The sequence below is a fragment of the Streptomyces swartbergensis genome, assembly GCF_002148965.1.
In the GTDB taxonomy this organism is placed as follows: domain Bacteria; phylum Actinomycetota; class Actinomycetes; order Streptomycetales; family Streptomycetaceae; genus Streptomyces; species Streptomyces swartbergensis.
The window spans coordinates 1-22,042 of sequence record NZ_NGFN01000122.1; the positions used below are offsets into that span (position 1 = coordinate 1).

Annotated in this window: 23 protein-coding genes and 2 pseudogenes; 14 read left to right on the forward strand and 11 right to left on the reverse strand. The window is 70.2% G+C overall.

The annotated features are described in order from the left end of the window. Nucleotides 1–57: 57 nt before the first annotated feature. A complete protein-coding gene (locus tag CA983_RS20415) occupies nt 58–648 on the reverse strand; it encodes a TetR/AcrR family transcriptional regulator (RefSeq protein ID WP_086602348.1) in 591 nt (196 codons plus the stop codon). A gap of 122 nt (nt 649–770) precedes the next feature. On the opposite strand from CA983_RS20415, the gene CA983_RS20420 reads away from it, so the two are divergent. From CA983_RS20420 to CA983_RS20440, 5 genes are all read left to right on the forward strand, one after another. After that, nucleotides 771–1,355 (forward strand): dihydrofolate reductase family protein, encoded by a 585-nt coding sequence (locus CA983_RS20420; protein ID WP_086602349.1) that lies wholly within the window; start codon nt 771–773, stop codon nt 1,353–1,355. Nucleotides 1,356–1,381: 26 nt separating this feature from the next. Beyond that, nucleotides 1,382–1,693, forward strand: a complete 312-nt coding sequence (locus tag CA983_RS47965; protein ID WP_107500255.1) for a hypothetical protein — start codon at nt 1,382–1,384, stop codon at nt 1,691–1,693. Nucleotides 1,694–1,777: 84 nt separating this feature from the next. Continuing rightward, on the forward strand, nt 1,778–2,191 hold the full coding sequence (locus CA983_RS20430) for a YciI family protein (protein ID WP_086602350.1): 414 nt from the start codon (nt 1,778–1,780) through the stop codon (nt 2,189–2,191). Between the two features lie 28 nt (nt 2,192–2,219). Further along, entirely contained in the window at nt 2,220–3,440 is a 1,221-nt protein-coding gene (locus CA983_RS20435) for an RNA polymerase sigma factor (RefSeq protein WP_086602351.1), read from the forward strand. A 10-nt stretch (nt 3,441–3,450) separates the two neighbouring features. After that, nucleotides 3,451–3,681 carry a hypothetical protein gene (locus CA983_RS20440; RefSeq protein ID WP_086602352.1) on the forward strand — a complete coding sequence of 77 codons (231 nt, stop codon included), beginning with the start codon at nt 3,451–3,453 and terminating at the stop codon, nt 3,679–3,681. Here the strand turns inward: CA983_RS20440 and CA983_RS20445 are convergent. Continuing rightward, complete coding sequence (locus CA983_RS20445) at nt 3,678–4,412, reverse strand: VOC family protein (RefSeq protein ID WP_086602353.1); 735 nt, start codon at nt 4,410–4,412, stop codon at nt 3,678–3,680. The two genes, CA983_RS20440 and CA983_RS20445, sit on opposite strands and share 4 nt — an antisense overlap. Nucleotides 4,413–4,517: 105 nt before the next feature. On the opposite strand from CA983_RS20445, the gene CA983_RS20450 reads away from it, so the two are divergent. Beyond that, nucleotides 4,518–5,672: an inorganic phosphate transporter gene (locus CA983_RS20450; protein ID WP_086602354.1), complete on the forward strand. Its 1,155-nt coding sequence runs from the start codon at nt 4,518–4,520 to the stop codon at nt 5,670–5,672. A 16-nt stretch (nt 5,673–5,688) separates the two neighbouring features. Next, on the forward strand, nt 5,689–5,922 hold the full coding sequence (locus CA983_RS20455; RefSeq protein WP_086602355.1) for a hypothetical protein: 234 nt from the start codon (nt 5,689–5,691) through the stop codon (nt 5,920–5,922). A 74-nt stretch (nt 5,923–5,996) separates the two neighbouring features. Here the strand turns inward: CA983_RS20455 and sodN are convergent, their stop codons facing one another. Next, nucleotides 5,997–6,392: a superoxide dismutase, Ni gene (gene sodN, locus CA983_RS20460; RefSeq protein WP_086602356.1), complete on the reverse strand. Its 396-nt coding sequence runs from the start codon at nt 6,390–6,392 to the stop codon at nt 5,997–5,999. 223 nt (nt 6,393–6,615) lie between these two features. Here sodN and CA983_RS49560 point away from each other — a divergent pair. Next, nucleotides 6,616–6,789 (forward strand): annotated as a pseudogene (locus tag CA983_RS49560) (S24 family peptidase); the annotation flags it as partial. 65 nt (nt 6,790–6,854) lie between these two features. On the opposite strand, the gene CA983_RS20470 reads toward CA983_RS49560, so the two are convergent. Beyond that, a complete protein-coding gene (locus tag CA983_RS20470; RefSeq protein ID WP_086602357.1) occupies nt 6,855–7,514 on the reverse strand; it encodes a CGNR zinc finger domain-containing protein in 660 nt (219 codons plus the stop codon). Between CA983_RS20470 and CA983_RS49565 the strand changes: the two are divergent. Further along, nucleotides 7,508–7,809, forward strand: a pseudogene (locus CA983_RS49565) (class I SAM-dependent methyltransferase); the annotation flags it as partial. The gene CA983_RS20470 and the pseudogene CA983_RS49565 overlap by 7 nt on opposite strands. A 452-nt stretch (nt 7,810–8,261) precedes the next feature. Here CA983_RS49565 and CA983_RS20485 read toward each other — a convergent pair. From CA983_RS20485 to CA983_RS20495, 3 genes are read right to left on the reverse strand one after another with little or no spacing between them, the layout of a single operon-like run. Beyond that, the gene (locus tag CA983_RS20485) at nt 8,262–9,023 is read right to left on the reverse strand and encodes an amino acid ABC transporter ATP-binding protein (RefSeq protein WP_086602358.1); all 762 of its coding nucleotides are present in this window, start codon (nt 9,021–9,023) and stop codon (nt 8,262–8,264) included. Then, nucleotides 9,020–9,961, reverse strand: coding sequence for an amino acid ABC transporter permease (locus tag CA983_RS20490; protein ID WP_086602359.1), 942 nt, complete (start codon nt 9,959–9,961; stop codon nt 9,020–9,022). Before CA983_RS20490 ends, CA983_RS20485 begins: the two co-directional genes overlap by 4 nt. A gap of 32 nt (nt 9,962–9,993) precedes the next feature. Next, entirely contained in the window at nt 9,994–10,950 is a 957-nt protein-coding gene (locus CA983_RS20495) for an ABC transporter substrate-binding protein (RefSeq protein WP_086602360.1), read from the reverse strand. 650 nt (nt 10,951–11,600) lie between these two features. On the opposite strand from CA983_RS20495, the gene CA983_RS20505 reads away from it, so the two are divergent. The 4 genes from CA983_RS20505 to CA983_RS20520 all read left to right on the forward strand — a co-directional run bounded on the left by CA983_RS20505 (nt 11,601) and on the right by CA983_RS20520 (nt 15,153). Next, nucleotides 11,601–12,833 carry an NAD(P)-dependent malic enzyme gene (locus CA983_RS20505; protein WP_086602361.1) on the forward strand — a complete coding sequence of 411 codons (1,233 nt, stop codon included), beginning with the start codon at nt 11,601–11,603 and terminating at the stop codon, nt 12,831–12,833. 479 nt (nt 12,834–13,312) lie between these two features. Further along, entirely contained in the window at nt 13,313–14,278 is a 966-nt protein-coding gene (locus CA983_RS20510; protein ID WP_086602362.1) for a zinc-binding dehydrogenase, read from the forward strand. Between the two features lie 99 nt (nt 14,279–14,377). Further along, nucleotides 14,378–14,587: an HTH domain-containing protein gene (locus CA983_RS20515; protein ID WP_086602363.1), complete on the forward strand. Its 210-nt coding sequence runs from the start codon at nt 14,378–14,380 to the stop codon at nt 14,585–14,587. Beyond that, nucleotides 14,587–15,153 (forward strand): Clp protease N-terminal domain-containing protein, encoded by a 567-nt coding sequence (locus tag CA983_RS20520; RefSeq protein WP_086602364.1) that lies wholly within the window; start codon nt 14,587–14,589, stop codon nt 15,151–15,153. Before CA983_RS20515 ends, CA983_RS20520 begins: the two co-directional genes overlap by 1 nt. A gap of 19 nt (nt 15,154–15,172) precedes the next feature. Here the strand turns inward: CA983_RS20520 and CA983_RS20525 are convergent, their stop codons facing one another. Both CA983_RS20525 and CA983_RS20530 read right to left on the reverse strand, forming a co-directional pair. Then, nucleotides 15,173–16,288 carry a PadR family transcriptional regulator gene (locus CA983_RS20525; RefSeq protein ID WP_086602365.1) on the reverse strand — a complete coding sequence of 372 codons (1,116 nt, stop codon included), beginning with the start codon at nt 16,286–16,288 and terminating at the stop codon, nt 15,173–15,175. A gap of 1 nt (nt 16,289) precedes the next feature. Beyond that, nucleotides 16,290–17,276 carry a DUF4097 family beta strand repeat-containing protein gene (locus CA983_RS20530; protein WP_086602366.1) on the reverse strand — a complete coding sequence of 329 codons (987 nt, stop codon included), beginning with the start codon at nt 17,274–17,276 and terminating at the stop codon, nt 16,290–16,292. Nucleotides 17,277–17,423: 147 nt separating this feature from the next. On the opposite strand from CA983_RS20530, the gene CA983_RS20535 reads away from it, so the two are divergent. Then, the gene (locus tag CA983_RS20535; protein ID WP_086602369.1) at nt 17,424–18,260 is read left to right on the forward strand and encodes a hypothetical protein; all 837 of its coding nucleotides are present in this window, start codon (nt 17,424–17,426) and stop codon (nt 18,258–18,260) included. 15 nt (nt 18,261–18,275) lie between these two features. Here CA983_RS20535 and CA983_RS20540 read toward each other — a convergent pair whose 3' ends face one another. Together CA983_RS20540 and CA983_RS20545 are read right to left on the reverse strand one after the other, a co-directional pair. Next, nucleotides 18,276–18,455, reverse strand: a complete 180-nt coding sequence (locus tag CA983_RS20540) for a DUF6104 family protein (RefSeq protein ID WP_023586593.1) — start codon at nt 18,453–18,455, stop codon at nt 18,276–18,278. 86 nt (nt 18,456–18,541) lie between these two features. Next, a partial coding sequence (locus tag CA983_RS20545; protein WP_086602367.1) for a multifunctional oxoglutarate decarboxylase/oxoglutarate dehydrogenase thiamine pyrophosphate-binding subunit/dihydrolipoyllysine-residue succinyltransferase subunit occupies nt 18,542–22,042 on the reverse strand: 3,501 nt, incomplete at its 5' end.

Below are 22,042 nucleotides of genomic sequence, written 5' to 3' on the forward strand. Positions count from 1 at the left end.
GCCCCGGCCTCTCCAGTCGGCCCGGCCCCCAGCCGCTCCGGTCGGCCCTGCCCTCACCTACCCCTCCGGYAACACCGTCGCCACGATCCTCTCCACCAGGCCGTCCGGCACGCTCACTCCGGGCAGGACGCCCTCCAGGACGCCCGGCAGGGTCAGGTGCTCCAGGAGCAGTCCGAGCATGGCCAGGTACAGCACGGCGACGGACTCGTCGCCGCCGGGGAGGCCGGCCGTCCGGTGGAACTCCATGGCCTCCTCCAGGTCGCCGCGCACCGACTTGGTGTAGGAGGTGAGCAGTTCGGGACGCCGGGTCGCCTCCAGGCGCAGCTCCATGAGGGCCAGATAGCCCGTGCGGTCGCGGGTCGCGCGGGCCATCAGGTCGTACATGAAGGCCGTGACCAGTGAACGGTCCCTGGGGCGGGTCATCAGCTCGGCGACCACGTCGGGGTCGGGTGCGAGCCGTGTGTGCAGCCGGGTGTCGATCTGGCGCAGCAGGTCGGCACGGCCGGTGAAGTAGTTGGAGGCCGTGCCCACGGGCACGCCGGCCTCCGCGTCCACCGCTCGGAACGTCAGGCCCCGCGCTCCCTCGCGTGCGAGCACCTCGACGCCGGCGTCGACGAGCGCGGCCCGGCGCTCGGGATTGCTGACCATACGGAGTCCCTTCTCCCACTTTCGTCGGCTCGCGGTGGCTCGCGGTTATTCCCTTGCAACCACTACAGGAGGAGTACTACAACTGAAGTCGTTGCACCGGCAGCCTACGAAAAGAGACCGGCTTGCGAAAGCTCACGTACTTCATCGCCTGTTCCATCGACGGCTTCATCGGCGACCCGGGCGGCGACGCGACGTCGATGGTCCGTTTCGTCGACGAGGAGTTCTTCGCCTTCCTCAAGGCGGAATATCCGGAGACCCTGCCCACCCACGGCCGCCGGGCCCTCGGCGTCGACGACCTGCCGAACAAGCGGTTCGACACCATCATCCAGGGCCGCAGCAGCTACGACCTCGCCCTGAAAGAAGGCATCACCAGCCCGTACGCCCACCTGCGCGAATACGTCGCCTCCCGCACGCTGAACGAGTCGCCCGACCCGAACGTCGAGATCATCGCGGACGACCTGGTCGGAAAGGTCCGCGAACTGAAGGCCGAGGACGGCGACTTCGGCATCTACCTGTGCGGCGGCGCGCAGATCGCGGGCGAACTGCTCGACGAGATCGACGAACTCGTGATCAAGACCTACCCGCTCGTGTACGGCGCGGGCATGCCGATGTTCGGCTCGGCATTCGCGATCTCGGAGTTCGCTCTGGAGTCGGTGCGCACCTTCGGCAACCACGTGCTGGTGCGCACGTACAGCAGGAAGCGCTGACGCCCCGACCGGCCTACCCTGAGGACATGGGCAGCGAAGAACACGTCTGTCCGACGTGCGGACAGCCAGTGGAAACAGTCGTCCGGCGCCACAAGACGCTGGGCGCGTGGGTCCCGCGCTGGGTGCCGGGCCCCTGCCGCAACCCGGAGTGCGCGGCCTACGACGCGGAGGGTGCCGAGGGCGGTCGCGCCGGTGAGGACACCCGGACCGCCGACCGGCCCCGGACCGCCGATCGGCCCCGGACCGCCGATCGGCCCCGGACCGCCGCGAGCACCGCCCCACCTGCGACGACCCCGCCCGAAGACGCCCCCGGAGAAACCGTCACGGAAAATCCCTGAGCCCGTGTCGAGAATCCCGGCCCGGCTCCGACGTCCCCTGTGAGAGCCGCCCACCAGGGCGGTCAGAGCCGAAGGAGCGGACTGATGAAGTACCTGGTCATGGTGCAGGGCACACAGGCGGACTACGACGCCATGCGCGGCAAGGCGTCGGCGCACTCCCCCGCCTGGAGCGAGGAGGAGCTCCAGGCCATGTTCGCCTACATGGGCGCCATCAACGACGACCTCTTCGAGACGGGCGAACTCGTCGACGGGCAGGGTCTGGCCGAACCGGCGCAGACCCGGCACGTCACCCTCGGTGACGACGGCAAGGCGGTGATCACCGACGGCCCGTACAGCGAGACCAAGGAGCTGCTCGCCGGCTACTGGGTCCTGGAGTGCGAGAGCCTGGAGCGGGTCACGGAGATCGCCGAGCGCGTCGCCCGGTGCCCCCAGCCGGCCGGCGCCCCCGACTACCCGGTCGTGATCCGTCCGATCATGGACGGCTCCGGGGACATCTGAGAGCCGGACCACGCCGACGGACGGGCCGGTGACGAACGCACCCGAGATCGAGGACCTGCTGCGCCGGAACGCGCCGCAGGTCCTCGGCGCGCTGGTCAGGCGGTACGGGCACTTCTACGCCGCCGAGGACGCCGTACAGGAGGCGCTGCTCGCGGCGGTCGGGCAGTGGCCCTCGGCGGGTGTGCCCGGCAATCCGCGCGGCTGGCTCATCAGGGTCGCCTCGCGGCGGCTGGCCGACGCCCTGCGCAGCGAGGAGGCGCGGCGGCAGCGCGAGGAGCGGGCGGCGGCGCTCACGCCCCGCGACGCCTTCACCGCCCCGCCGCCCGGGGAACGGGCTCCGCGCGAGGACGACACCCTCTCGCTGCTCTTCCTGTGCTGCCACCCTGACCTGACGCCGCCCGCCCAGATCGCGCTCACGCTGCGCGCCGTCGGCGGTCTCACCACGGCGGAGATCGCCCGCGCTTATCTGGTGCCGGAGGCCACGATGGCGCAGCGCATCAGCCGGGCCAAGCAGCGCGTGCGGGATGTGCGCTTCGGCCGCCCGGAACGCTGGGAACAGCGGCTGCCGTCCGTCCTCCAGACCCTCTACCTGATCTTCAACGAGGGTTACACGGCCACCTCCGGCGCCGCCCTCCAGCGCCGTGACCTCGCGGGCGAGGCCGTACGCCTGACCCGCACCGTCCACCGGCTGCTCCCCGACGACTGCGAGGTGGCCGGCCTGCTCGCGCTGATGCTCCTCACCGACGCCCGCCGCGACGCGCGCAGCGGACCGCACGGCGAGCTGATCCCCCTCGACGAGCAGTACCGGGACCGCTGGGACAAGGCCGCGATCGAGGAGGGCGTCGCGCTGGTCACCGGGGCGCTGTCCCGGGGCCGCCCCGGGCCGTACCAACTGCGTGCCGCGATCGCCGCCGTCCACGACGAGGCATCCTCGCCCGAGACGACGGACTGGGCCGAGATCCTGGGCCTCTACGACGTCCTCGTCCGCCTGGTCCCCGGCCCGGTCGAACGCCTCAACCGCACGGTAGCCGTCGCCATGGTCCACGGCCCGCACGCCGGCCTGTCCGAATTGGACGGTCTGGCAGGCGAGTTGAAGGGCCACCGCCTGGAGGCCGTACGCGGTCACCTCCTGGAGCGCGCGGGCGAGCCCGAAGCCGCCCGTGCCGCCTACGAGTCAGCGGCCGCCCAGACCCTCAGCCTGCCCGAACAGCGCTATCTCCAGGCTCGGGCGGCGCGGTTGAACCGCTAGCGTATGAGGCATGGACATGGCGGGGGAGCGGCGGCGCAAGGTGTGGCGCCGGGTGGTGATCGTGTGGGCGCTGGCCGTGGTCGTGGCGGGCGGGCTGACGCTGTGGATGCAGGACTCGACGGAGCCTGGGGGGCCGTACGTCTGGGAGGAGACGAAGCCCGGCGAGACACCGGACCTGCCGCCCTGCCCGACGCCCGAGCACGGCGGGGCCGTCCTGTGCGCGTACGCCGAAGCGGATTAGACCCGCAGCCCGCCCGTCTCCGGATCCCGGGTCGTCAGGCAGTACGTGCCGCCGGCCGGGTCGCGCATCACCGTCCAGCCCGGGAAGCCGGCCACGAACACGGCCCCGAGCTCCTCGTGCCGCGCCCGGGTCGCCTCGACGTCCGCGCAGGCGAGGTCGAGGTGGGCGGAGGCCGGACGTTCCTCGTCGAGGCGTTGCAGGAGCAGGCGTACCGGCAGGCCGGGCGGCGGCTCGACCACGTGGAACTCCGGGAGTGCACCCGGCCGTGACGTCCAGTCGGCCAGCAGCCCGCTCCAGAAGGCGACTTCGGCGTCGTAGGCGGACGGCGGCACGTCCACGCACACCTGGTCGAGACGGCTGCCCCGCACCACCCCTGGCCGCGATGATTGCCCGCGCCAAGGGTCCGCGCAGAACGACTGCCCGCCGGGCGACCGCAGCACGACGAGCGACCCCAGGTCGGCCACCACGCTCGCGCCGAGCCGCTTCGCCGATTCGGCGAACTCCCTCACGTCGTCCACACAGAAGTCGAGATGCGCACCGCCGTCCCCGGATCGCACCGCCTGTGCCTTCAGGCAGGCGTCGGCGTCGTCCGGGACCAGCGTCAGGAACTCGGAGTGTTCTCCGCGCAGTTCGGAAAGCCGGGTGCCCGTGACCGCCGTCCAGAAGTGACAGGCGGTGTCGAACGCCTCACGCGGGCGGTCGATGAAGGCGTACGTCCAGCGGATCCTCATGGGCGCGATCGTATAAGGGCGACGTCACCGCCACCCGCGTGAACCTTGACCAGCCTTTGCCTCGCCGTTCCCCGCCTATTGGCCTGCACTTGTTTGCATTCAGGAATGGACCACATCACGTTCCTCGTGGCGGTCGTCATCGTGACGGCGCTAGCCTTCGACTTCACCAACGGATTCCACGACACGGCGAACGCGATGGCCACGTCCATCGCCACCGGCGCGCTCGCTCCCCGTACGGCGGTCCTGATCAGCGGTGTCCTCAACGTCGTGGGTGCCTTTCTGTCCACCGAGGTCGCCAAGACCATCTCGGGCGGCATCGTGGACGACACCCTCGTCAGCCCGGGGATGATCTTCGCGGGCCTGGTCGGGGCGATCCTGTGGAACCTGCTGACCTGGCTGGTCGGTCTGCCGTCGAGTTCCTCGCACGCCCTGTTCGGCGGGCTGATCGGGGCCGTGTGGGTCGGGGCGGGCAGCCACGGCGTCAACTTCGAGAAGGTCGTCGAGAAGGTGCTGGTGCCGGCGGTGGCCTCGCCGGTCGTGGCCGGTGTCGCCGCGCTGCTGGCCACCTATCTCGCCTACCGGCTCACCGACCGCGCTCGCAAAGAATCCGTGACCAAGGGCTTCCGGATCGGCCAGATCGCCTCGGCCTCGCTGGTCTCCCTCGCCCACGGCACGAACGACGCGCAGAAGACCATGGGCGTCATCACCCTCACCCTGATCTCGGCCGGCGCGCTCGGCCACGACGCCGGTCCGCCCCTGTGGGTGATCGCGTCCGCGGGCATCGCCATCGGCCTCGGCACGTATCTCGGCGGCTGGCGCATCATCCGCACCATGGGCAAGGGGCTCACCGAGATCCAGTCGCCGCAGGGCTTCGCCGCCGAGACCGCCTCCACGGCCGTCATCCTGACCTCCGCGCACCTCGGCTTCGCCCTGTCCACCACCCAGGTCGCCTCGGGCAGCATCCTCGGCGCGGGGCTCGGCCGCAGGCTCGCGGAGGTCCGCTGGGGCGTCGCGGGCCGCATGGCGGTCGCGTGGCTGATCACGCTGCCCGCCGCGGCCCTGGTCGGCGGCCTGGCCGCGAGCGTGGTCCAGAGCGGCGGCGACCTCGGCACGGCGGTCGTCGCGCTGGTCGGCGCGGCCCTCGCCGCGGGCATCGTGGTCGTCTCGCGCCGCAACCCGGTGCACGCCCACAACGTCAACGACGCACACGAGGTCACCATCCGCACCGAGCCGCCCGCCAAGGTCGGCACGGCCGCCTGAACGACGGGGAGTCGACATGCATCTGGACTGGACCGCCCTCGGCCAGGTCGCCGCGGCGAGCACAGGCGTCACCGTCGCCGTGGTCGTCGTCTTCGCCCTCGGCGTCCTCGGCCTCGCCCAACTGGAAGGCGCCCGCGACCGGCAGGGCCGCACCTTTGCCCTCGGCCTCACCCAGGCGGTGCTGTGCTTCCTCGCCTGCGCGGCCGTGGTGGCGTACGGGATCTTCCTGATCGTCCCGCAGTTCCATTGACGGCGACGACCGCCGCCCATGACGAAGGGGCCCGGCCGGTGCTCCCGGCCGGGCCCCTTCGTCTGCCCGTGACTTCAGGCCTTCTTGGTCTCCCAGAAGATCTTGTCGATCTGGACGATGTAGTCCAGCGCCTTCTGGCCGGTCGCCGGGTCGGTCGAACCCTTGGCGGCCGAAAGGGCCTTGAGGGTGTCGTTGACCAGCTGGTGCAGCTCCGGGTACTTCTCGAAGTGCGGCGGCTTGAAGTAGTCGCTCCACAGCACGGACACGTGGTGCTTCGCGAGCTCCGCGCGCTGCTCCTTGATGGTGGTGGCACGCGCCTGGAAGTGCGGGTCGTCGTTGGCGGCCATCTTCTCCTGGATGGCCTTCACCGACTCCGCCTCGATGCGGGCCTGGGCAGGGTCGTACACACCGCAGGGAAGGTCACAGTGTGCGCTGACCTTGACCTTGGGGGCAAACAGGCGGGAAAGCATGGAGCATTCCTTCCTCGTGATCGTCTTCTCACAGGGGACATTACTCCGTGAGGGACGGCTTTTCGCGGGTGCCCCCATGGGCTTAGGACAAAAGTCCAGGGTGAGACTGAGACTGGTGGACGAAGAACCGGGGAGGTGCCGGGTGATGCCGGAGCTGTCGCAGGAGTCCGAGCGGGGGAGGTCGGCCGCGCCCTTCGGGGTGGCCGAGGTGACCGGTCCGTCCATGGTGCCCACGCTGTACCACGGGGACCGGCTCCTGGTGCACTACGGGGCCCGGGTCAAGCCCGGTGACGTCGTCGTGCTGCGGCACCCCTTCCAGCAGGACCTGCTGGTCGTCAAGCGGGTCGCCGAGCGGCGCGGGAACGGCTGGTGGGTGCTCGGGGACAACGCGTACGCCGGCGGCGACAGCACCGACTACGGCGTCGTGCCGGACGAGCTGGTGCTGGGCCGGGTCCGGTTCCGCTACCGGCCGCTCAGGCCCGGCCGCCGCTCGCCGTGGGCGCTGCTCGGCTGGGCGCTGTCGGCCGCCAGGCCCGTCTTCTCGGGCAGGGCGGGCCGGGCGGCTTCGAGGCGTTTGCGGGCGCGGTAGGCCGCCACGTTGGCGCGGGTCGCGCAGCGGTCGGAGCAGTAGCGCCGGGAGCGGTTGGTGGAGGTGTCCAGGTAGGCGTTGCGGCAGGGCGCGGCCTCGCACAGGCCGAGCCGGTCCACGCCGTACTCGGTCAGGTGGAACGCCAGCCCCATCGCCGCGATCGCCGCGTAGCCCGCGGTCGCGTTGGACGGGTGGTCCGCCAGGTGCATGTGCCACAGGGGCCGGCCGTCGTCGTCGCGGAAGTCGTGCCCGGAGATCTGCGGGCTCACCGGGAACTCCAGCAGCAGTGAGTTCAGCAGGTCCACGGCGAGCGTCTCGTCGCCCTTGTCGGCCGCCTCGAAGACCGCGCGCAGCCGGGCCCGGACCGAGCGGAAGCGGGTGACGTCCGCGTCGGTGGCGCGGCGGGCCGCCGACTGGTTGACGCCGAACAGCTCGCGGACCGCATCGACCGACGTCAGGGAGTCCTTGCCCCGGGCCGGCTCCTCGGTGTTGACGAGGCGCACCGCGTAGTCCGAGTAATAGGCCAATTCCACTTGTAGTCCTTACGAAGGGGCTTTATGGTCATGAGCGCGCACTCGTAACAGCTGATGGTGCTTCCAGGGTATTACGAGGGAGGGGCTCGATGACGGACGCGGTCGCCTGCGGCACCGGGAGCATCACCGCCCGGCCGCTCGCCCGGTTCCCGCAGGCCACCAGCACCGGCGTCGACCTCGACCCGGCGCTCCTCGCCATCGCCGAGGGCACCTTCGCGAGCGACGAGCGGGTGAGCCTCGTCACCGCCGACCTCAAGGACCCGGACTGGCCGGGCGAAGCTGCCCTTCGACAGTGTGCGAGGTCGAGTTAGCTCGATCGTGTGATCGTCGGCTCGCGAGCTTGCAGCACTCTGGACCGACCGGGTTAACGCGATCGTGCGATCTGGGACGCGGGTACGACGCCAGCGTGCGGGGCCCCCGCTCCACCAGAGGATGGTCCGGGGCCTCTCCGTCGCCACTGGCCGTACCCACCTGGCCAGGTCGCGCAGGGAACTGGCCTCCCGGGCTCGGACCACGCACAGGATGCGTGTCGCCGCCCCGGGGTTGAGTACGCCGGGGACCAGTGCGCCCACGACCGTTCGGGGCGTGCGGCTGAACGGGCTCACCCCTGCTCAGTCTTCAGGAACGGTTCGCGGAGGCCAGGCCGGTGTGGTGTTCGCCCTCCGACACCCTGCTGCTCGCCCTGAAGTAGCACGCCGAAGGGGGCGGTACGGAGTTCCCGTACCGCCCCCTTCGATGTGTGTGACGTCAGAGCACCTTGGAGAGGAACGACTTCGTCCGCTCGTGCTGCGGGTTCGTCAGCACCTCACGCGGGTGACCGGATTCGACCACCACGCCGCCGTCCATGAAGACCAGGCTGTCACCCACCTCGCGGGCGAAGCCCATCTCGTGGGTGACGACGATCATCGTCATACCGGACTCGGCGAGGTCGCGCATGACGTCCAGGACGTCACCGACCAGCTCCGGGTCCAGCGCCGACGTCGGCTCGTCGAACAGCATCAGCTTCGGGTCCATGGCGAGGGCCCGGGCGATGGCGACGCGCTGCTGCTGGCCGCCGGAGAGCTGCGAGGGGTAGCTGCCCGCCTTGTCGGCCAGGCCCACCCGGTCCAGGAGCTCCAGGGCACGCTGCCGGGCCTGACCCCGGCTCACGCCCTTGACCTGGACCGGCGCCTCCATGACGTTCTCCACGGCCGTCATGTGCGGGAACAGGTTGAAGCGCTGGAAGACCATGCCGATGTCCCGGCGCTTGACGGCGACCTCGCTGTCCTTCAGCTCGTAGAGCTTGTCGCCCTTCTGGCGGTAGCCGACCAGCTCCCCGTCCACGTACAGGCGGCCGGCGTTGATCTTCTCCAGGTGGTTGATGCACCGGAGGAAGGTCGACTTGCCGGAGCCGGAGGGGCCGATGAGGCAGAACACCTCGCCGGACTTCACCTCCAGGTCGATGCCCTTGAGGACCTCTACGGGGCCGAAGGACTTGTGGACGCCCTCGGCCTTGACCATGGCGGTCATGCGGTGCCTCCCGTCGGCTTGGAGCGGCTGGACAGGGACAGCACGTTCGCCTTGATCTTCTGGAGCGGCGTGGCCGGGAGCGAATGGCTCGAACCACGCGCGTAGTACCGCTCCAGGTAGTACTGGCCGATGCTGAAGATGGACGTCATCAGCAGGTACCAGGCCGCCGCCAGGAACAGCATCTCGGCGGGGGCGCCGGAGGTCTGGCCGATGTCCTGGGCGGCACGGAGCAGCTCGGGATACTGGACGACCGAGACCAGCGAGGTCGTCTTCAGCATGTTGATGACCTCGTTGCCCGTCGGCGGCACGATCACGCGCATCGCCTGCGGGATGACGATCCGGCGCAGCGTCTTGGCGTGGCTCATGCCGAGCGCGTGCGACGCCTCGGTCTGGCCCTCGTCGACGGAGAGCAGACCGGCCCGGCAGATCTCCGCCATGTAGGCGGCCTCGTTGAGGCCGAGGCCCAGCAGCGCCGTCAGGAACGGGGTCATGAAGTCCGACCACTCGTCCTTGTAGAACGGCCCGAGGTTGATGTACTCGAAGACCAGGCCCAGGTTGAACCAGACGATGAGCTGCACCAGGACCGGGGTGCCGCGGAAGAACCAGATGTAGAACCACGCGATCGACGAGGTCACCGGGTTCTTCGACAGGCGCATCACGGCGAGCATGACGCCGCCGACGATGCCGATCAGCATGGACAGCACGGTCAGCAGGAGCGTTTTGCCCACGCCGTCCAGGATGCGGTCGTCGAAGAAGTAGTCCGGGATCGCGCCCCAGTTGATCTTGCCCTGGGAGAACGCGTAGACGACCCCGACCAGCAGGGCGATGGCGACGACGGCGGAGATGTACCGCCCGTAGTGCCGGACCGGGATGGCCTTGATGGCCTCCGGCCCGGCCGGGGGCGTGTCGCCCGTCGTCTTGTCGATGTCAACAGTCACGGGTGTTGCCTTTCAGTGCCGCTGCGTCGCGGTCACTTGCCGCCGTTGATGGTGGCTTCCTTGATGGCGCCGTCCGTGACGCCCCACTTCTTCATGATCTTCTCGTACTCGCCGTTCTCGATGAGCGCGTCCAGCGCGGCCTTGAGCGCGTCCCGCAGCTGCGTCTGGTTCTTGGCGACCGCGATGCCGTACGGAGCGGCCTCGACCTGCTCGCCGACCAGCTGGAAGTCGTTACCGCCGCCGGAGGTCTTCACGGCGTACGCGGCGACCGGGAAGTCGGACGAGCCGGCGTCGGCGCCACCCGCGCGCAGGCGGGTCTGGGCCTGCTGGTCGTTGTCGAAGGGCTCGATGGCGATCTTCTTGCCGGCCGGGCACTTCTTCGACTCGGCCTTGGCGAGGTCCTCGGAGACCGTGCCGCGCTGCAGCACGATCTTCTTGCCGCACAGGTCGGACCAGGTCTTGATGCCCTGGTCGTCGCCCTTCTTGGTGTAGATCGAGACACCGGCGGTGAAGTAGTCGACGAAGTCGACGCCCTCACCGACCTTCTTGCCGGTGTCGGAGTCGATGCCCTCCTGGCGGTCCTTGGTGTCGGTCATCGCGGACATGGCGATGTCGTACCGCTTGGAACGCAGACCGGTGATCAGCGTGTCGAAGGTGCCGTTCTCGAACTGGAAGTCGACCCCGAGCTGCTTGCCCATGGCGGCGGCGAGGTCCGGGTCGATACCGACCGTCTTGCCCGAGCTGTCCTTGAACTCGACCGGGGCGTAGGCGATGTCGGAACCGACCTTGATGACGCCCTTGTCCCGGATCGCCTTCGGCAGCTTGTCGGCGAGCGGGGCCGACGCCGTCGCGGTCTGGCTGTCCGAGCCGTTGTCCTTGGTCTGGTCACCGCATCCGGTGAGCATCAGCGCGCCTGCGACCGCGATCGCACCGACCGCTGCTAGCCGGGACTGCGCGGCGGTCGTACGACGGGTGGAGCTTGCGGTCATGGTGGGTTCCTCCGGCGGATGGGTGGAGTTGCCGATGGGGCGGGCGCTGCCGATGGGTTCGGCAGTGCCGTGGACTGCCGACGGTGCCGGCAGTGCCTGGACTGCCGACGGTGCCGGCAGTGCCGTGGGTCGACGAGAACACACGTCTTCGAGTGTCGCGACCTCGTGTGATTACGGCATCTTGCCATTCGGACGGCGCCATTCTGGGGGCCAGCCATGTCAAAATCGGATAACGGGCGACCCCCGAACCGCACCACTCCGGTACATCACGACCGGACCTTCTGCGGGAATCACTCCTTCCGGCCGGAAGATCTTCGGTATGTCCCTTGAATCCGATACGGGGCCCGAAGGATTCGCCGATACTTGAGCGGTTGTCGGGGGATTGTCCAGTCCTTGTCCCGATATTGGACGAAGATTCGGGCGCCCGTGTGTGACCTTCGCGTTATGGACTCGTCGTCGGCGCCGTCCGTCCGGTAAGAAGGGTCTTTACACCCCTCATCCGGGGCTCAGGGCGCGTGTGCGGCGCGCCCGTCGCGTACGCGCCCGTACGTATCACGTACACAGCACGACCACGGCCGTACGCGGTCCCGCCCACGCCTCACCAGGAGTGGCCACCCTCAAACCAATGAAGATTTAAGGGGTAAAACGAAGTGGCAGCGGAGATCGTCAATCCTCGCAGCGAGAGCACGACGGACCATACGGGTCATGAGGGCGGTGCGGAGCCCCTCGACTCCTTCGATCCGGCGTTCGCGCTCCACCGCGGCGGCAAGATGGCCGTGCAGGCCACGGTGCCGGTCCGTGACAAGGACGACCTGTCCCTGGCGTACACGCCCGGCGTCGCGAAGGTGTGCAGCGCGATCGCGGAGCAGCCGGAGCTCGTCCACGACTACACGTGGAAGTCGTCGGTCGTGGCCGTCGTGACGGACGGTACGGCCGTGCTGGGGCTCGGTGACATCGGCCCCGAGGCCTCCCTCCCGGTGATGGAGGGCAAGGCGATTCTGTTCAAGCAGTTCGGTGGCGTGGACGCGGTTCCGATCGCGCTGAACTGCACGGACGTCCACGAGATCGTCGAGACGGTGGTGCGGCTCGCGCCGTCGTTCGGCGGGGTCAACCTGGAGGACATCTCGGCGCCGCGGTGCTTCGAGATCGAGCGGAAGCTCCAGGAGCGGCTCGACATTCCCGTCTTCCACGACGACCAGCACGGTACGGCGGTGGTGACGCTGGCGGCCCTGCGGAACGCCGCGCGGCTGAGCAAGCGGGCGCTGGGGGAGCTGCGGGCCGTCATCTCCGGCGCCGGTGCGGCGGGTGTCGCCATCGCGAAGATGCTGGTCGAGGCCGGGATCGGGGATGTGGCGGTGGCCGACCGCAAGGGTGTCGTGTCGGCGGACCGGGACGATCTGACACCGGTGAAGCGGGAGCTGGCCGGGTTCACGAACAAGGCGGGCATCAGCGGGTCGCTGGAGGCAGCGCTGGCCGGGGCCGATGTGTTCATCGGGGTGTCCGGCGGGACGGTGCCGGAGGACGCGGTCGCGTCGATGGCCGAGGGGGCGTTCGTGTTCGCCATGGCGAATCCGAACCCTGAGGTGCATCCGGAGGTCGCGCACAAGTACGCGGCCGTGGTGGCTACCGGGCGGTCGGACTTCCCGAACCAGATCAACAACGTGCTGGCCTTTCCGGGGATCTTCGCGGGGGCGCTGCAGGTGCGGGCGTCGCGGATCACGGAGGGGATGAAGCTGGCCGCCGCGGAGGCGCTGGCGGGCGTGGTCGGGGACGACCTCGCGGCCGACTACGTCATCCCGTCGCCGTTCGACGAGCGGGTCGCGCCGGCGGTCACGGCCGCGGTGGCTGCGGCTGCGCGGGCTGAGGGTGTGGCTCGGCGCTGACGTTCGCCGGTGTTGTGAGGTGGCCCTGCCCCGTTGGGTGGGGTCACTTTTTTCCTTCAGGTGCGGCTGTTCGGGTGGTGTGGGTGCCGGTGGCGGCCTGTGCGGGTGCCTCCGGCGGTTGGGCCGGGGTGCCTGCGGCGGCCTGTGGCTGCTTCGGAGGGGCGCGCGTAGCGCACCGCGGTGTGTGTGGGTCGGGGCCGCGTCGGGGGGTGTCCGTCCTCGGAACGGCGCGATGGGGTCGGATACCGACTCGCTGTCCGTTGACGCGCCAACCGCTGCGGGGGACACCCCCGACACGTCCCCTTCCCGCCGTGCGCGGGTACGGGCGCGGGCCGGACCCGCTTAGCTGCGGGCAGTCGTGCCGCTGGGCGGCACCCGTCCCAAAGAAGCGGCACCCCGCTCCGTGGACCTGGCAAGAGGGTGTGTCTCACACGGGCCGGTGGTTCCGCGGGTCCGTTCGGGAACCTATCGTCAAGGTCATGTTCGCTGTCTACGCCGCCCGAATCGACCGCGACCAGCCACTGGCCGGCCTGGAGTTGGGAGAGCGTCCGGCTCCCGAGGCCCGCCCCGGCTGGAGCACCGTCACGGTCAAGGCCGCCTCCCTCAACCATCACGACCTGTGGTCCCTGCGCGGCGTCGGCCTCGCAGAGGACAAGCTGCCGATGATCCTCGGCTGTGACGCCGCCGGCGTCGACGAGGACGGCAACGAGGTCGTCCTGCACTCCGTGATCGGACAGAGCGGGCACGGGGTCGGCCCGAAGGAACCCCGTTCCATCCTCACCGAGCGCTACCAGGGCACCTTCGCCGAACAGGTGGCCGTGCCGACCTGGAACATCCTGCCCAAGCCCAAGGAGCTCTCCTTCGAGGAGGCCGCCTGTCTGCCCACGGCGTGGCTGACCGCGTACCGGATGCTGTTCACCAACGCGGGCGTCCGACCCGGCGACTCCGTGCTCGTGCAGGGCGCCGGGGGCGGTGTCGCCACGGCCGCCATCGTGCTGGGGAAGGCCGCCGGGCTCCGGGTCTTCGCCACGAGCCGGGACGAGGCCAAGCGGAAGCGGGCCGTGGAGCTGGGGGCCGTCGAAGCCCTGGAGTCGGGGGCGCGATTGCCGCAGCGGGTCGACGCCGTGATCGAGACCGTCGGGGCCGCCACCTGGTCGCACTCCGTGAAGTCACTGAAGCCCGGCGGCACGCTGGTGATTTCCGGTGCCACCAGTGGTGACCGGCCCTCGCACGCCGAACTGACCCGGATCTTCTTCCTGGAGCTCAAGGTCGTCGGATCCACGATGGGCACCAAGGACGAGCTGGAGGACCTGCTCGCGTTCTGTGCCGCCACCGGTGTGCGGCCGGTCATCGACGAGGTGCTGCCCATGGACCGCGCCCGGGAGGGCTTCGAACGGCTGGCGTCCGGTGAGCAGTTCGGGAAGGTCGTGCTCACCAATCCCTAGTCCCCGCTGAATGTGCTGACGGCCGGTCCGGGTTCGGGCCGGCCGTTTGGTTTGTCAACTGGGGTTGACGGAAGGGTGGTGTCAACGTAAGTTGACGTCATGACCGAAGCAACCGATCTGGCCGAGCGGGCGGGCGATCGTGATCCACGGGTCGGCCTGCGGGCCGTCGCCGCCCTGCGCAGGCTGCTGGAGCAGCTGGAAGCCGTCCAGGTGCGCAACGCGCGCAGCCAGGGCTGGTCCTGGCAGGAGATCGCCACCGAACTCGGTGTGAGCAGGCAGGCCGTGCACAAGAAGTACGGGAGGCATTGATGTTCGAGCGGTTCACGAAGGATGCCCGGAGTGTGGTCAAGGGCGCGTTCGAGTATGTGGAGGGCGGTGGTGGCGGGCAGGTCGTGGAGCCGGAGCATCTGCTGCTCGCGCTGCTCGACCGGGAGGGCAGCCGTGGCTCGTTCGCGCTCGCCGCTCTCGGGCTCGGTGAGCGCAGGGAGTCCGTACGGCAGGCGCTGGGCGCGGCGCGGCGGCGGGCCGGGCTGTCACAGGCCGAGACCGACGCGCTCGCCGGGCTCGGGATCGACGTGGAGGAGATCGTCGCCCGGGTGGAGGAGGTGCACGGCGCTGGTGCCATGGCCGGTGACCGGAAGAGCAAGGCGTGGTGGTCGGGGCGGGCCTCCTTCGGGCGCGGTGCCAAGGACGTGCTGGAGCGCTCCTTGCGGGTCGCTCTCGCCCAGGGGGACCGGCACATCGGTGATGAGCACATTCTGCTGTCCCTGACCATGCGCCCCGGTGTGCCGGCCGAGGTCCTCGCCGACCACGGGGTGACGTACGAGTCCCTGGTGCGGGTGCTGTACGGGGGCGGCGAGGCCAAGGCCGGGTGACGGGCGGGGCCCCGGCCGCTTACTGCTTCGGGGTGCGCAGCAGCGCTCCTATGTGGGCCGCCGCCGTCGACAGGTGGCGGCGGGCGTCGCGCAGCTGGTCGGGGCTGACGCCGTGGTCCCGGGCCGCGTCGCGGATGTCGTCCCGGAAGCGGTCGAGCAGGCGGTCCAAGTCGCGGGCGGGGTCGCCGGTGGAGTCCGCGGCGTCCTCGTGCGCCCAGGCCGGTTCGTAGGCGGCCGGGAAGTCCTCAGCGGGCTGTGAGGGCGCCGGCTGCGAGGCAGGCTTGCCGGTGCCGGTGCCGGTGCCGGTGCCGGTGCCGGTGCCGGTGCTGGTGCTGGTGCCGGTGCTGGTGCCTGTCCAGTCGAAGCCGAAGTCCTTGCCGTAGTCCTTGCCGAACTCGCCGACCTCCTTGGCCAGTTCGCTCAGGCCCTCGCGCAGCCCCGTGGGCCAGTCGCCGCGGGCGAAGTGGTCCTGGACCTGCTCCTGGACCCGGCGGGCGATGCGCTGCACCTGTTCCTGGGCCTGGGCGCGGGCCTGCTCCTGGGCCTCCTTCGCCTGGCGGCGGGCGCGCTGGGCGTCCTCGCGGGCGCGGCGGCTCTCGTCCTTGGCGCGGCGGGCCTGTTCCTTCCACTCCTGCCTGGCGCGCCGCATCTCCTCCTTGGCGATGCGCCAGGCCTCCTTGTCGCCGTACTGCCCGAAGTCCCCGAAGGGTGCGTCCTCCGCGCCATGGGGCTTGGTGCCGTTGTCCCGGCGGGCCTCGCTCGCGGCGGCACGCATCTCGCGGCGCAGGTCGCCGGCGGCCCCGCGCACGTCGGCGCGGATCTCCGCCGCCAGTTCCGCGACCGACTCCCGGATCTCCAGCTCCAGGTCGGCCAGTTCGCCGCTGCGCTCGGCCAGTTCGGCGCGGCCCGCGTCCGTGATCGAGTACACCTTGCGGCCGCCCTCCGTGGTGTGGGTGACCAGGCCCTCGGCCTCCAGCTTGGCCAGGCGCGGGTAGACCGTGCCCGCCGACGGTGCGTACAGCCCCTGGAAGCGCTCTTCGAGGAGGCGGATCACCTCGTAGCCGTGACGGGGGGCCTCGTCCAGCAGCTTCAGCAGGTAGAGGCGGAGGCGGCCGTGGGCGAAGACGGGGGGCATGTCAGAGCACCTTCTTGTCGGTCGTGCCGTCGGCCGGGACGCCGGCGTCGGCGGCGCCCCGGTCGGAGACGGAATTGTCTCCCGACCGGGCCTGCGGGGCGTCCTGCGGGTCGTCTTGCGGGCCGGCGGGCGAGCTGCCGGTGCCGGGCGGCCGGGTGTCCCACGGCTCGTCGGGCTCGTCCTCCCTGGCGGGGCGGCGCAGCAGGGCGATCGAGCCGGAGACCGTCGTGGCACGCAGCTTGCCGTTGCCCGCGCCCAGGCGGCCCGTGATCTTGTGGGCACCCCACTGGCCGTGCACCCGTAGATCGTCGAAGGCGTTGGAGACCGCGCCGCTCGCCGTATTCGCCTCGACCTCCGCGTCCGCCGGGTCGGGCAGCCGGATCGCGATCTCGCCCGAGACGCTGGTCAGCCGCACGTCCGTGGGGCCGCCCGGGTCGAGGTCGACGATCATGGAACCGCTGACCGAGTCGGCCCGCACGGAGGAGCCGGAGCCCTCGACCACCGTGAGGTCGCCCGAGACGGAGTTGAACCGGAGGTCGCCGGTCACGTCCTGGGCCTCCACATTCCCGGAGACCGTGTCGGCGCGGACCGGGCCGGAGAGTCCGACGAGGGTCGTGTCGCCCGTGACGCCCTTCACCACCGCCGGTCCCTCGATCCCGGAGATCACGGCTGCCGCGCCGACCACCCCCACCTCCACCCGGGTGGAGGCCGGGACGGCCAGGGAGACCACCGCGCTGCGGCGCCAGCCCTTGCGGTCCAGCCACTTGAGGAAGCCCTTCCAGGGCAGGTCCTCGTAGGCCACCGTGAGGGTCCCGTCCTGCTGGGTCACCACCAGGGGAGGTCCCTCGATCTCGGAGATCTCCAGGCGGGCGGAACCTTCGTCCGTGCCCACCACGTTCACCGTTCCGTTGACGAGACGCACGTGAAGCTCGCTCACGGGCTCGTCGAAGGTGAGTTTCCTCGGCTCCGTGACAGACCACTCGGACATGGGCAGACCTCCCCGACATGACGCGCCATATCGCGTCTTCTCTCATTCACGATATATCGTGGTCGGGGAAAGTCAAGACACTCGTTCCGGGGACGTCGGGGCGTGCAAAAGTACTCAAAGAGGGGTGATTCGCCCTAGCGTATGACCATGCCGACGGAAGCCGACCGCACCGGTCCAGCCCCTGGGGCGCTGCTGTTGTGCCGGGCGGTGCCCGGGGCCGTCGCCCCCGTCGCCCACCTGCTGCGGGAACGGATGCAGCTGACCCGGGCGGGCGACGAATGGAGCGTTCTCGTCCCCGAAGGCGGGCCCTGGCGGGACGCCGACGAGCCTGTCGACCGTGTGGTCACCGGCTGGGCCACGGCCCTCGCCGTCGGCGCGCCCTGGCCCGTTCTCGCCCTGTGGTGGGACGCCGACCACGCGGGCTTCACGCTGGCGTCCGGTTTCCGCCGTCCGGTCGGCTTCGTCTGGCTCGCGAGCGGTGTCCCGGTGGGGGAGGAGGAGGCGATGAGCACCTTCGCCGCGCGCGTGGGCCTCGACCCCGTCCTGGACCTCCAGGCCCTCGACCAGCTCACGAAGGCCGACTCCGCGGCCGACGCCCGCACCCGTCTGCGCGGCCTGCTGGCCGTCCTCGCGCGCGTGGGCGTCTCGCTGCCCCCGGAACTCGCCCCCGGCGAGCCCGCCGACCGCCTCCGGGAAGCCGCCGCCCTCCAGCCGGACAGCCTCCCGGTCGAATGGCCGGGCTGGCGCGAGGCGGTCGCGGAACGCGACACCGTCGACCACAGCCGCCTCGGCCCCTGGATGCCCTGGACCGGCGGCCCAAGGGCCCGCGCCCTGGCCCTCGCCCAGGTGGCGGCGGGCGTCCCGCTCATCGCCTGGGGGCTACGGCGCCCCAGCGGAGGCCGGGGCTGGGCCACGGCCGGAGCGCTGCTCCTGGCACATGGCGCACTGGGTCTGGCCTACGACCTCACCCATCCACGCGACTGACCGCCCGGGAGCGTCCTACTCCTCGTCCTCGTCGTCCAGCCGCGCCAGCCACGTCGCCAGCCGCTCCACCGGCACCTCGAAGTCGGGGTTGAGATCGACGAACGTCCGCAGCTGCTCGGCCAGCCACTCGAAGGTGACCTCCTCCTCGCCGCGCCGCTTCTCCAGTTCCTCGATGCCACGGTCCGTGAAGTACATGCCGTCAAGTTTATGTGCGCGCAAACGGCCGGGCCGCACCCCCGAAACGGGGATGCGGCCCGGCCACGCGGGACGCGCGACGACGCTTACGCGTCGAACACCTCACGCACCAACTGCTCCTGCTCGGCCTGGTGCCGCTTCGCGGAACCCACCGCCGGGGACGAGCTGTGCGGGCGCGAGATGCGGCGCAGGCGCTCGCCGTGCGGGACGTCCGCGCCGACCGCCAGGTCCAGGTGGTCGATCAGGTTGAGCGCGATGAACGGCCAGGCACCCTGGTTCGCCGGCTCCTCCTGGGCCCACAGGTACTTCTCGGCGTTCGGGTACTTCTTGATCTCCGCCTGGAGCTCGGTACCCGGCAGCGGGTACAGGCGCTCGATGCGGATGATCGCCGTGTCCGTGACGCCGCGCTTCTGACGCTCGGCCTCCAGGTCGTAGTAGACCTTGCCGGCGCAGAAGACGACCTTCTTGACCGCGGCCGGGTCGACCGAGGCGTCACCGATGACCGGGCGGAACTGGCCCGTCGTGAACTCCTCCGCCTTCGCCGCCGCCGCCTTCAGGCGCAGCATCGACTTCGGCGTGAAGACCACCAGCGGCTTGTGGTGCGGGTTGTGCACCTGCCACCGCAGGAGGTGGAAGTAGTTCGACGGCGACGTCGGCATGGCGACCGTCATGTTGTTCTGGGCGCACATCTGGAGGAAGCGCTCCGGGCGGGCCGAGGAGTGGTCCGGGCCCTGGCCCTCGTAGCCGTGCGGCAGGAGCAGGACGACGCCGGACGTCTGGGCCCACTTCTGCTCGGCCGACGAGATGAACTCGTCCACGACCGTCTGCGCGCCGTTGACGAAGTCGCCGAACTGGGCCTCCCACATCACGAGCGCCTCGGGGCGGGCCAGCGAGTAGCCGTACTCGAAGCCCATCGCCGCGTACTCGGAGAGGAGGGAGTTGTAGACGTTGAGCCGCGCCTGGTCCTCGGAGAGGTACTGGAGCGGCGTGTACTCGTCGCCCGTGGTGCGGTCGATGATGACCGCGTGGCGCTGGCCGAACGTACCGCGCTGCGAGTCCTGGCCCGCCAGGCGGACCGGGACGCCCTCCAGCAGGAGGGAGCCGATCGCGAGGGTCTCGCCCATGCCCCAGTCGATGGTGCCGTCCTCGACCATCGCCGCCCGGCGCTGCAGCTGCGGCAGCAGACGCGGGTGGACGGTGATGTGGTCGGGGATGTTGACCTGGGACTCGGCGATCCGCTTGACGACCTCCGTGGTCACCGCGGTGTTCACGGCGACCGGGAACTCGGCCTGCGGGTCGGTGGGCTCCGCGGCGGCCGGCTGCGAGGTGGCCTCGCGGACCTCCGTGAAGACCTTCTCCAGCTGGCCCTGGTAGTCCTGGAGCGCCTGCTCGGCCTCTTCCAGGGTGATGTCGCCGCGACCGATGAGGGACTCGGTGTAGAGCTTGCGCACCGAGCGCTTCTTGTCGATCAGGTCGTACATCAGCGGCTGGGTGAAGGCCGGGTTGTCCGACTCGTTGTGACCGCGGCGGCGGTAGCAGATGAGGTCGATCACCACGTCCTTGTTGAACGCCTGACGGAACTCGAAGGCCAGGCGGGCCACGCGGACCACGGCCTCCGGGTCGTCGCCGTTCACGTGGAAGATCGGGGCCTCGATCATCCTCGCCACGTCCGTCGCGTACATCGACGAGCGCGAGGACTCCGGCGCCGCCGTGAAGCCGACCTGGTTGTTGATGACGATGTGGACCGTGCCGCCGGTGCGGTAGCCGCGCAGCTGCGACATGTTCAGGGTCTCGGCCACCACGCCCTGGCCCGCGAAGGCCGCGTCGCCGTGGATCGCCACCGGCAGGACCGTGAAGTCCGTGCCGCCCTTGTTGATGATGTCCTGCTTGGCGCGGGAGACGCCCTCCAGGACCGGGTCCACCGCCTCCAGGTGGGAGGGGTTCGCGACCAGGCTGACCTTGATCTGCTCGCCGTCGAGGCCAGTGAAGGTGCCCTCGGCGCCCAGGTGGTACTTCACGTCGCCGGAGCCGTGCATCGACTTCGGGTCGAGGTTGCCCTCGAACTCGCGGAAGATCTGCGCGTACGACTTGCCGACGATGTTGGCGAGCACGTTCAGGCGGCCGCGGTGGGCCATGCCGACGACGACCTCGTCCAGGCGGGACTCGGCGGCGCTGTCGAGGACCGCGTCCAGCAGCGGGATGACGGACTCGCCGCCCTCCAGGGAGAAGCGCTTCTGGCCGACGTACTTCGTCTGCAGGAAGGTCTCGAAGGCCTCGGCCGCGTTCAGCCGGCGCAGGATGCGCAGTTGCTCCTCGCGCTCCGGCTTGGAGTGCGGGCGCTCCACCCGGTCCTGGATCCACTTGCGCTGCTTCGGGTCCTGGATGTGCATGAACTCGATGCCGGTCGTGCGGCAGTACGAGTCGCGCAGGACGCCGAGGATGTCGCGCAGCTTCATCATCGACTTGCCGGCGAAGCCGCCGACGGCGAACTCGCGCTCCAGGTCCCACAGGGTGAGGCCGTGCTCGGTGATGTCCAGGTCGGGGTGCTTGCGCTGCTGGTACTCCAGCGGGTCGGTGTCGGCCATGACGTGGCCGCGGACCCGGTAGGAGTGGATCAGCTCGAAGACGCGGGCGGCCTTCGTGACGTCGTCGTCGTGGCTGGCGTCGATGTCCTTGAGCCAGCGGACCGGCTCGTAGGGGATGCGCAGCGCCTCGAAGATCTCGTCGTAGAAGTTGTTCTCGCCGAGCAGGAGGTTCGCGACCTGGCGCAGGAACTCGCCGGAGGCGGCGCCCTGGATCACCCGGTGGTCGTAGGTCGACGTGAGCGTCATGACCTTCGAGATGCCGAGCTTGTTCAGGGTGTCCTGGGAGGTGCCCTGGAACTCCGCCGGGTAGTCCATGGAGCCGACGCCCATGATCACGGACTGGCCAGGCATCAGGCGCGGCACCGAGTGGACCGTGCCGAGGCCGCCGGGGTTGGTCAGGGAGACCGTGACACCGGAGAAGTCGTCCATCGTCAGCTTGCCGTCACGGGCACGGCGGACGATGTCCTCGTAGGCCTGCCAGAACTCGAAGAAGTTCAGCGTCTCGGCCTTCTTGATCGCCGCGACGACCAGCTGGCGGTCGCCGTTCGGCTTGACCAGGTCGATGGCGAGACCGAGGTTGACGTGCTCCGGCTTGACCAGGGTGGGCTTGCCGTCCACCTTCGCGAAGTGCCAGTTCATCGCCGGCATCGCCTTGATGGCCTGGACCATCGCGTAGCCGATGAGGTGCGTGAAGGAGATCTTCCCGCCACGGGCACGCTTGAGGTGGTTGTTGATGACGATGCGGTTGTCGAACAGCAGCTTCACCGGGACCGCGCGCACGGACGTGGCCGTGGGCAGCTCCAGGGAGGCGTCCATGTTCTTCGCGACCGCGGCGGCGGGGCCGCGCAGCACGACCTGCTCGGGGCCCGAGGGGGCCTCGGCGGCGGGTTCGGGCTTCGGCTTCGCGGCGGCGGCCGGCTTGGCGGGGGCCGGAGCGGCCTTCGCCGGAGCGGCGGGCTGAGCCGGGGCCTGCGCGGCCCCGCCGCCGCGGTCGCGAAGAAC

Coding starts and splice junctions, on each gene's coding strand:
- CA983_RS47965 (WP_107500255.1), top strand. CDS start 1,382: ATGGGCAGCGAAGAACACGTCTGTCCGACGTGCGGACAGCCAGTGGAA.
- CA983_RS20430 (WP_086602350.1), top strand. CDS start 1,778: ATGAAGTACCTGGTCATGGTGCAGGGCACACAGGCGGACTACGACGCC.
- CA983_RS20440 (WP_086602352.1), top strand. CDS start 3,451: ATGGACATGGCGGGGGAGCGGCGGCGCAAGGTGTGGCGCCGGGTGGTG.
- CA983_RS20445 (WP_086602353.1), bottom strand. CDS start 4,412: ATGAGGATCCGCTGGACGTACGCCTTCATCGACCGCCCGCGTGAGGCG.
- CA983_RS20450 (WP_086602354.1), top strand. CDS start 4,518: ATGGACCACATCACGTTCCTCGTGGCGGTCGTCATCGTGACGGCGCTA.
- CA983_RS20455 (WP_086602355.1), top strand. CDS start 5,689: ATGCATCTGGACTGGACCGCCCTCGGCCAGGTCGCCGCGGCGAGCACA.
- sodN (WP_086602356.1), bottom strand. CDS start 6,392: ATGCTTTCCCGCCTGTTTGCCCCCAAGGTCAAGGTCAGCGCACACTGT.
- CA983_RS20485 (WP_086602358.1), bottom strand. CDS start 9,023: ATGACCGCCATGGTCAAGGCCGAGGGCGTCCACAAGTCCTTCGGCCCC.
- CA983_RS20495 (WP_086602360.1), bottom strand. CDS start 10,950: ATGACCGCAAGCTCCACCCGTCGTACGACCGCCGCGCAGTCCCGGCTA.
- CA983_RS20510 (WP_086602362.1), top strand. CDS start 13,313: ATGTTCGCTGTCTACGCCGCCCGAATCGACCGCGACCAGCCACTGGCC.
- CA983_RS20515 (WP_086602363.1), top strand. CDS start 14,378: ATGACCGAAGCAACCGATCTGGCCGAGCGGGCGGGCGATCGTGATCCA.
- CA983_RS20520 (WP_086602364.1), top strand. CDS start 14,587: ATGTTCGAGCGGTTCACGAAGGATGCCCGGAGTGTGGTCAAGGGCGCG.
- CA983_RS20525 (WP_086602365.1), bottom strand. CDS start 16,288: ATGCCCCCCGTCTTCGCCCACGGCCGCCTCCGCCTCTACCTGCTGAAG.
- CA983_RS20530 (WP_086602366.1), bottom strand. CDS start 17,276: ATGTCCGAGTGGTCTGTCACGGAGCCGAGGAAACTCACCTTCGACGAG.
- CA983_RS20535 (WP_086602369.1), top strand. CDS start 17,424: ATGCCGACGGAAGCCGACCGCACCGGTCCAGCCCCTGGGGCGCTGCTG.
- CA983_RS20540 (WP_023586593.1), bottom strand. CDS start 18,455: ATGTACTTCACGGACCGTGGCATCGAGGAACTGGAGAAGCGGCGCGGC.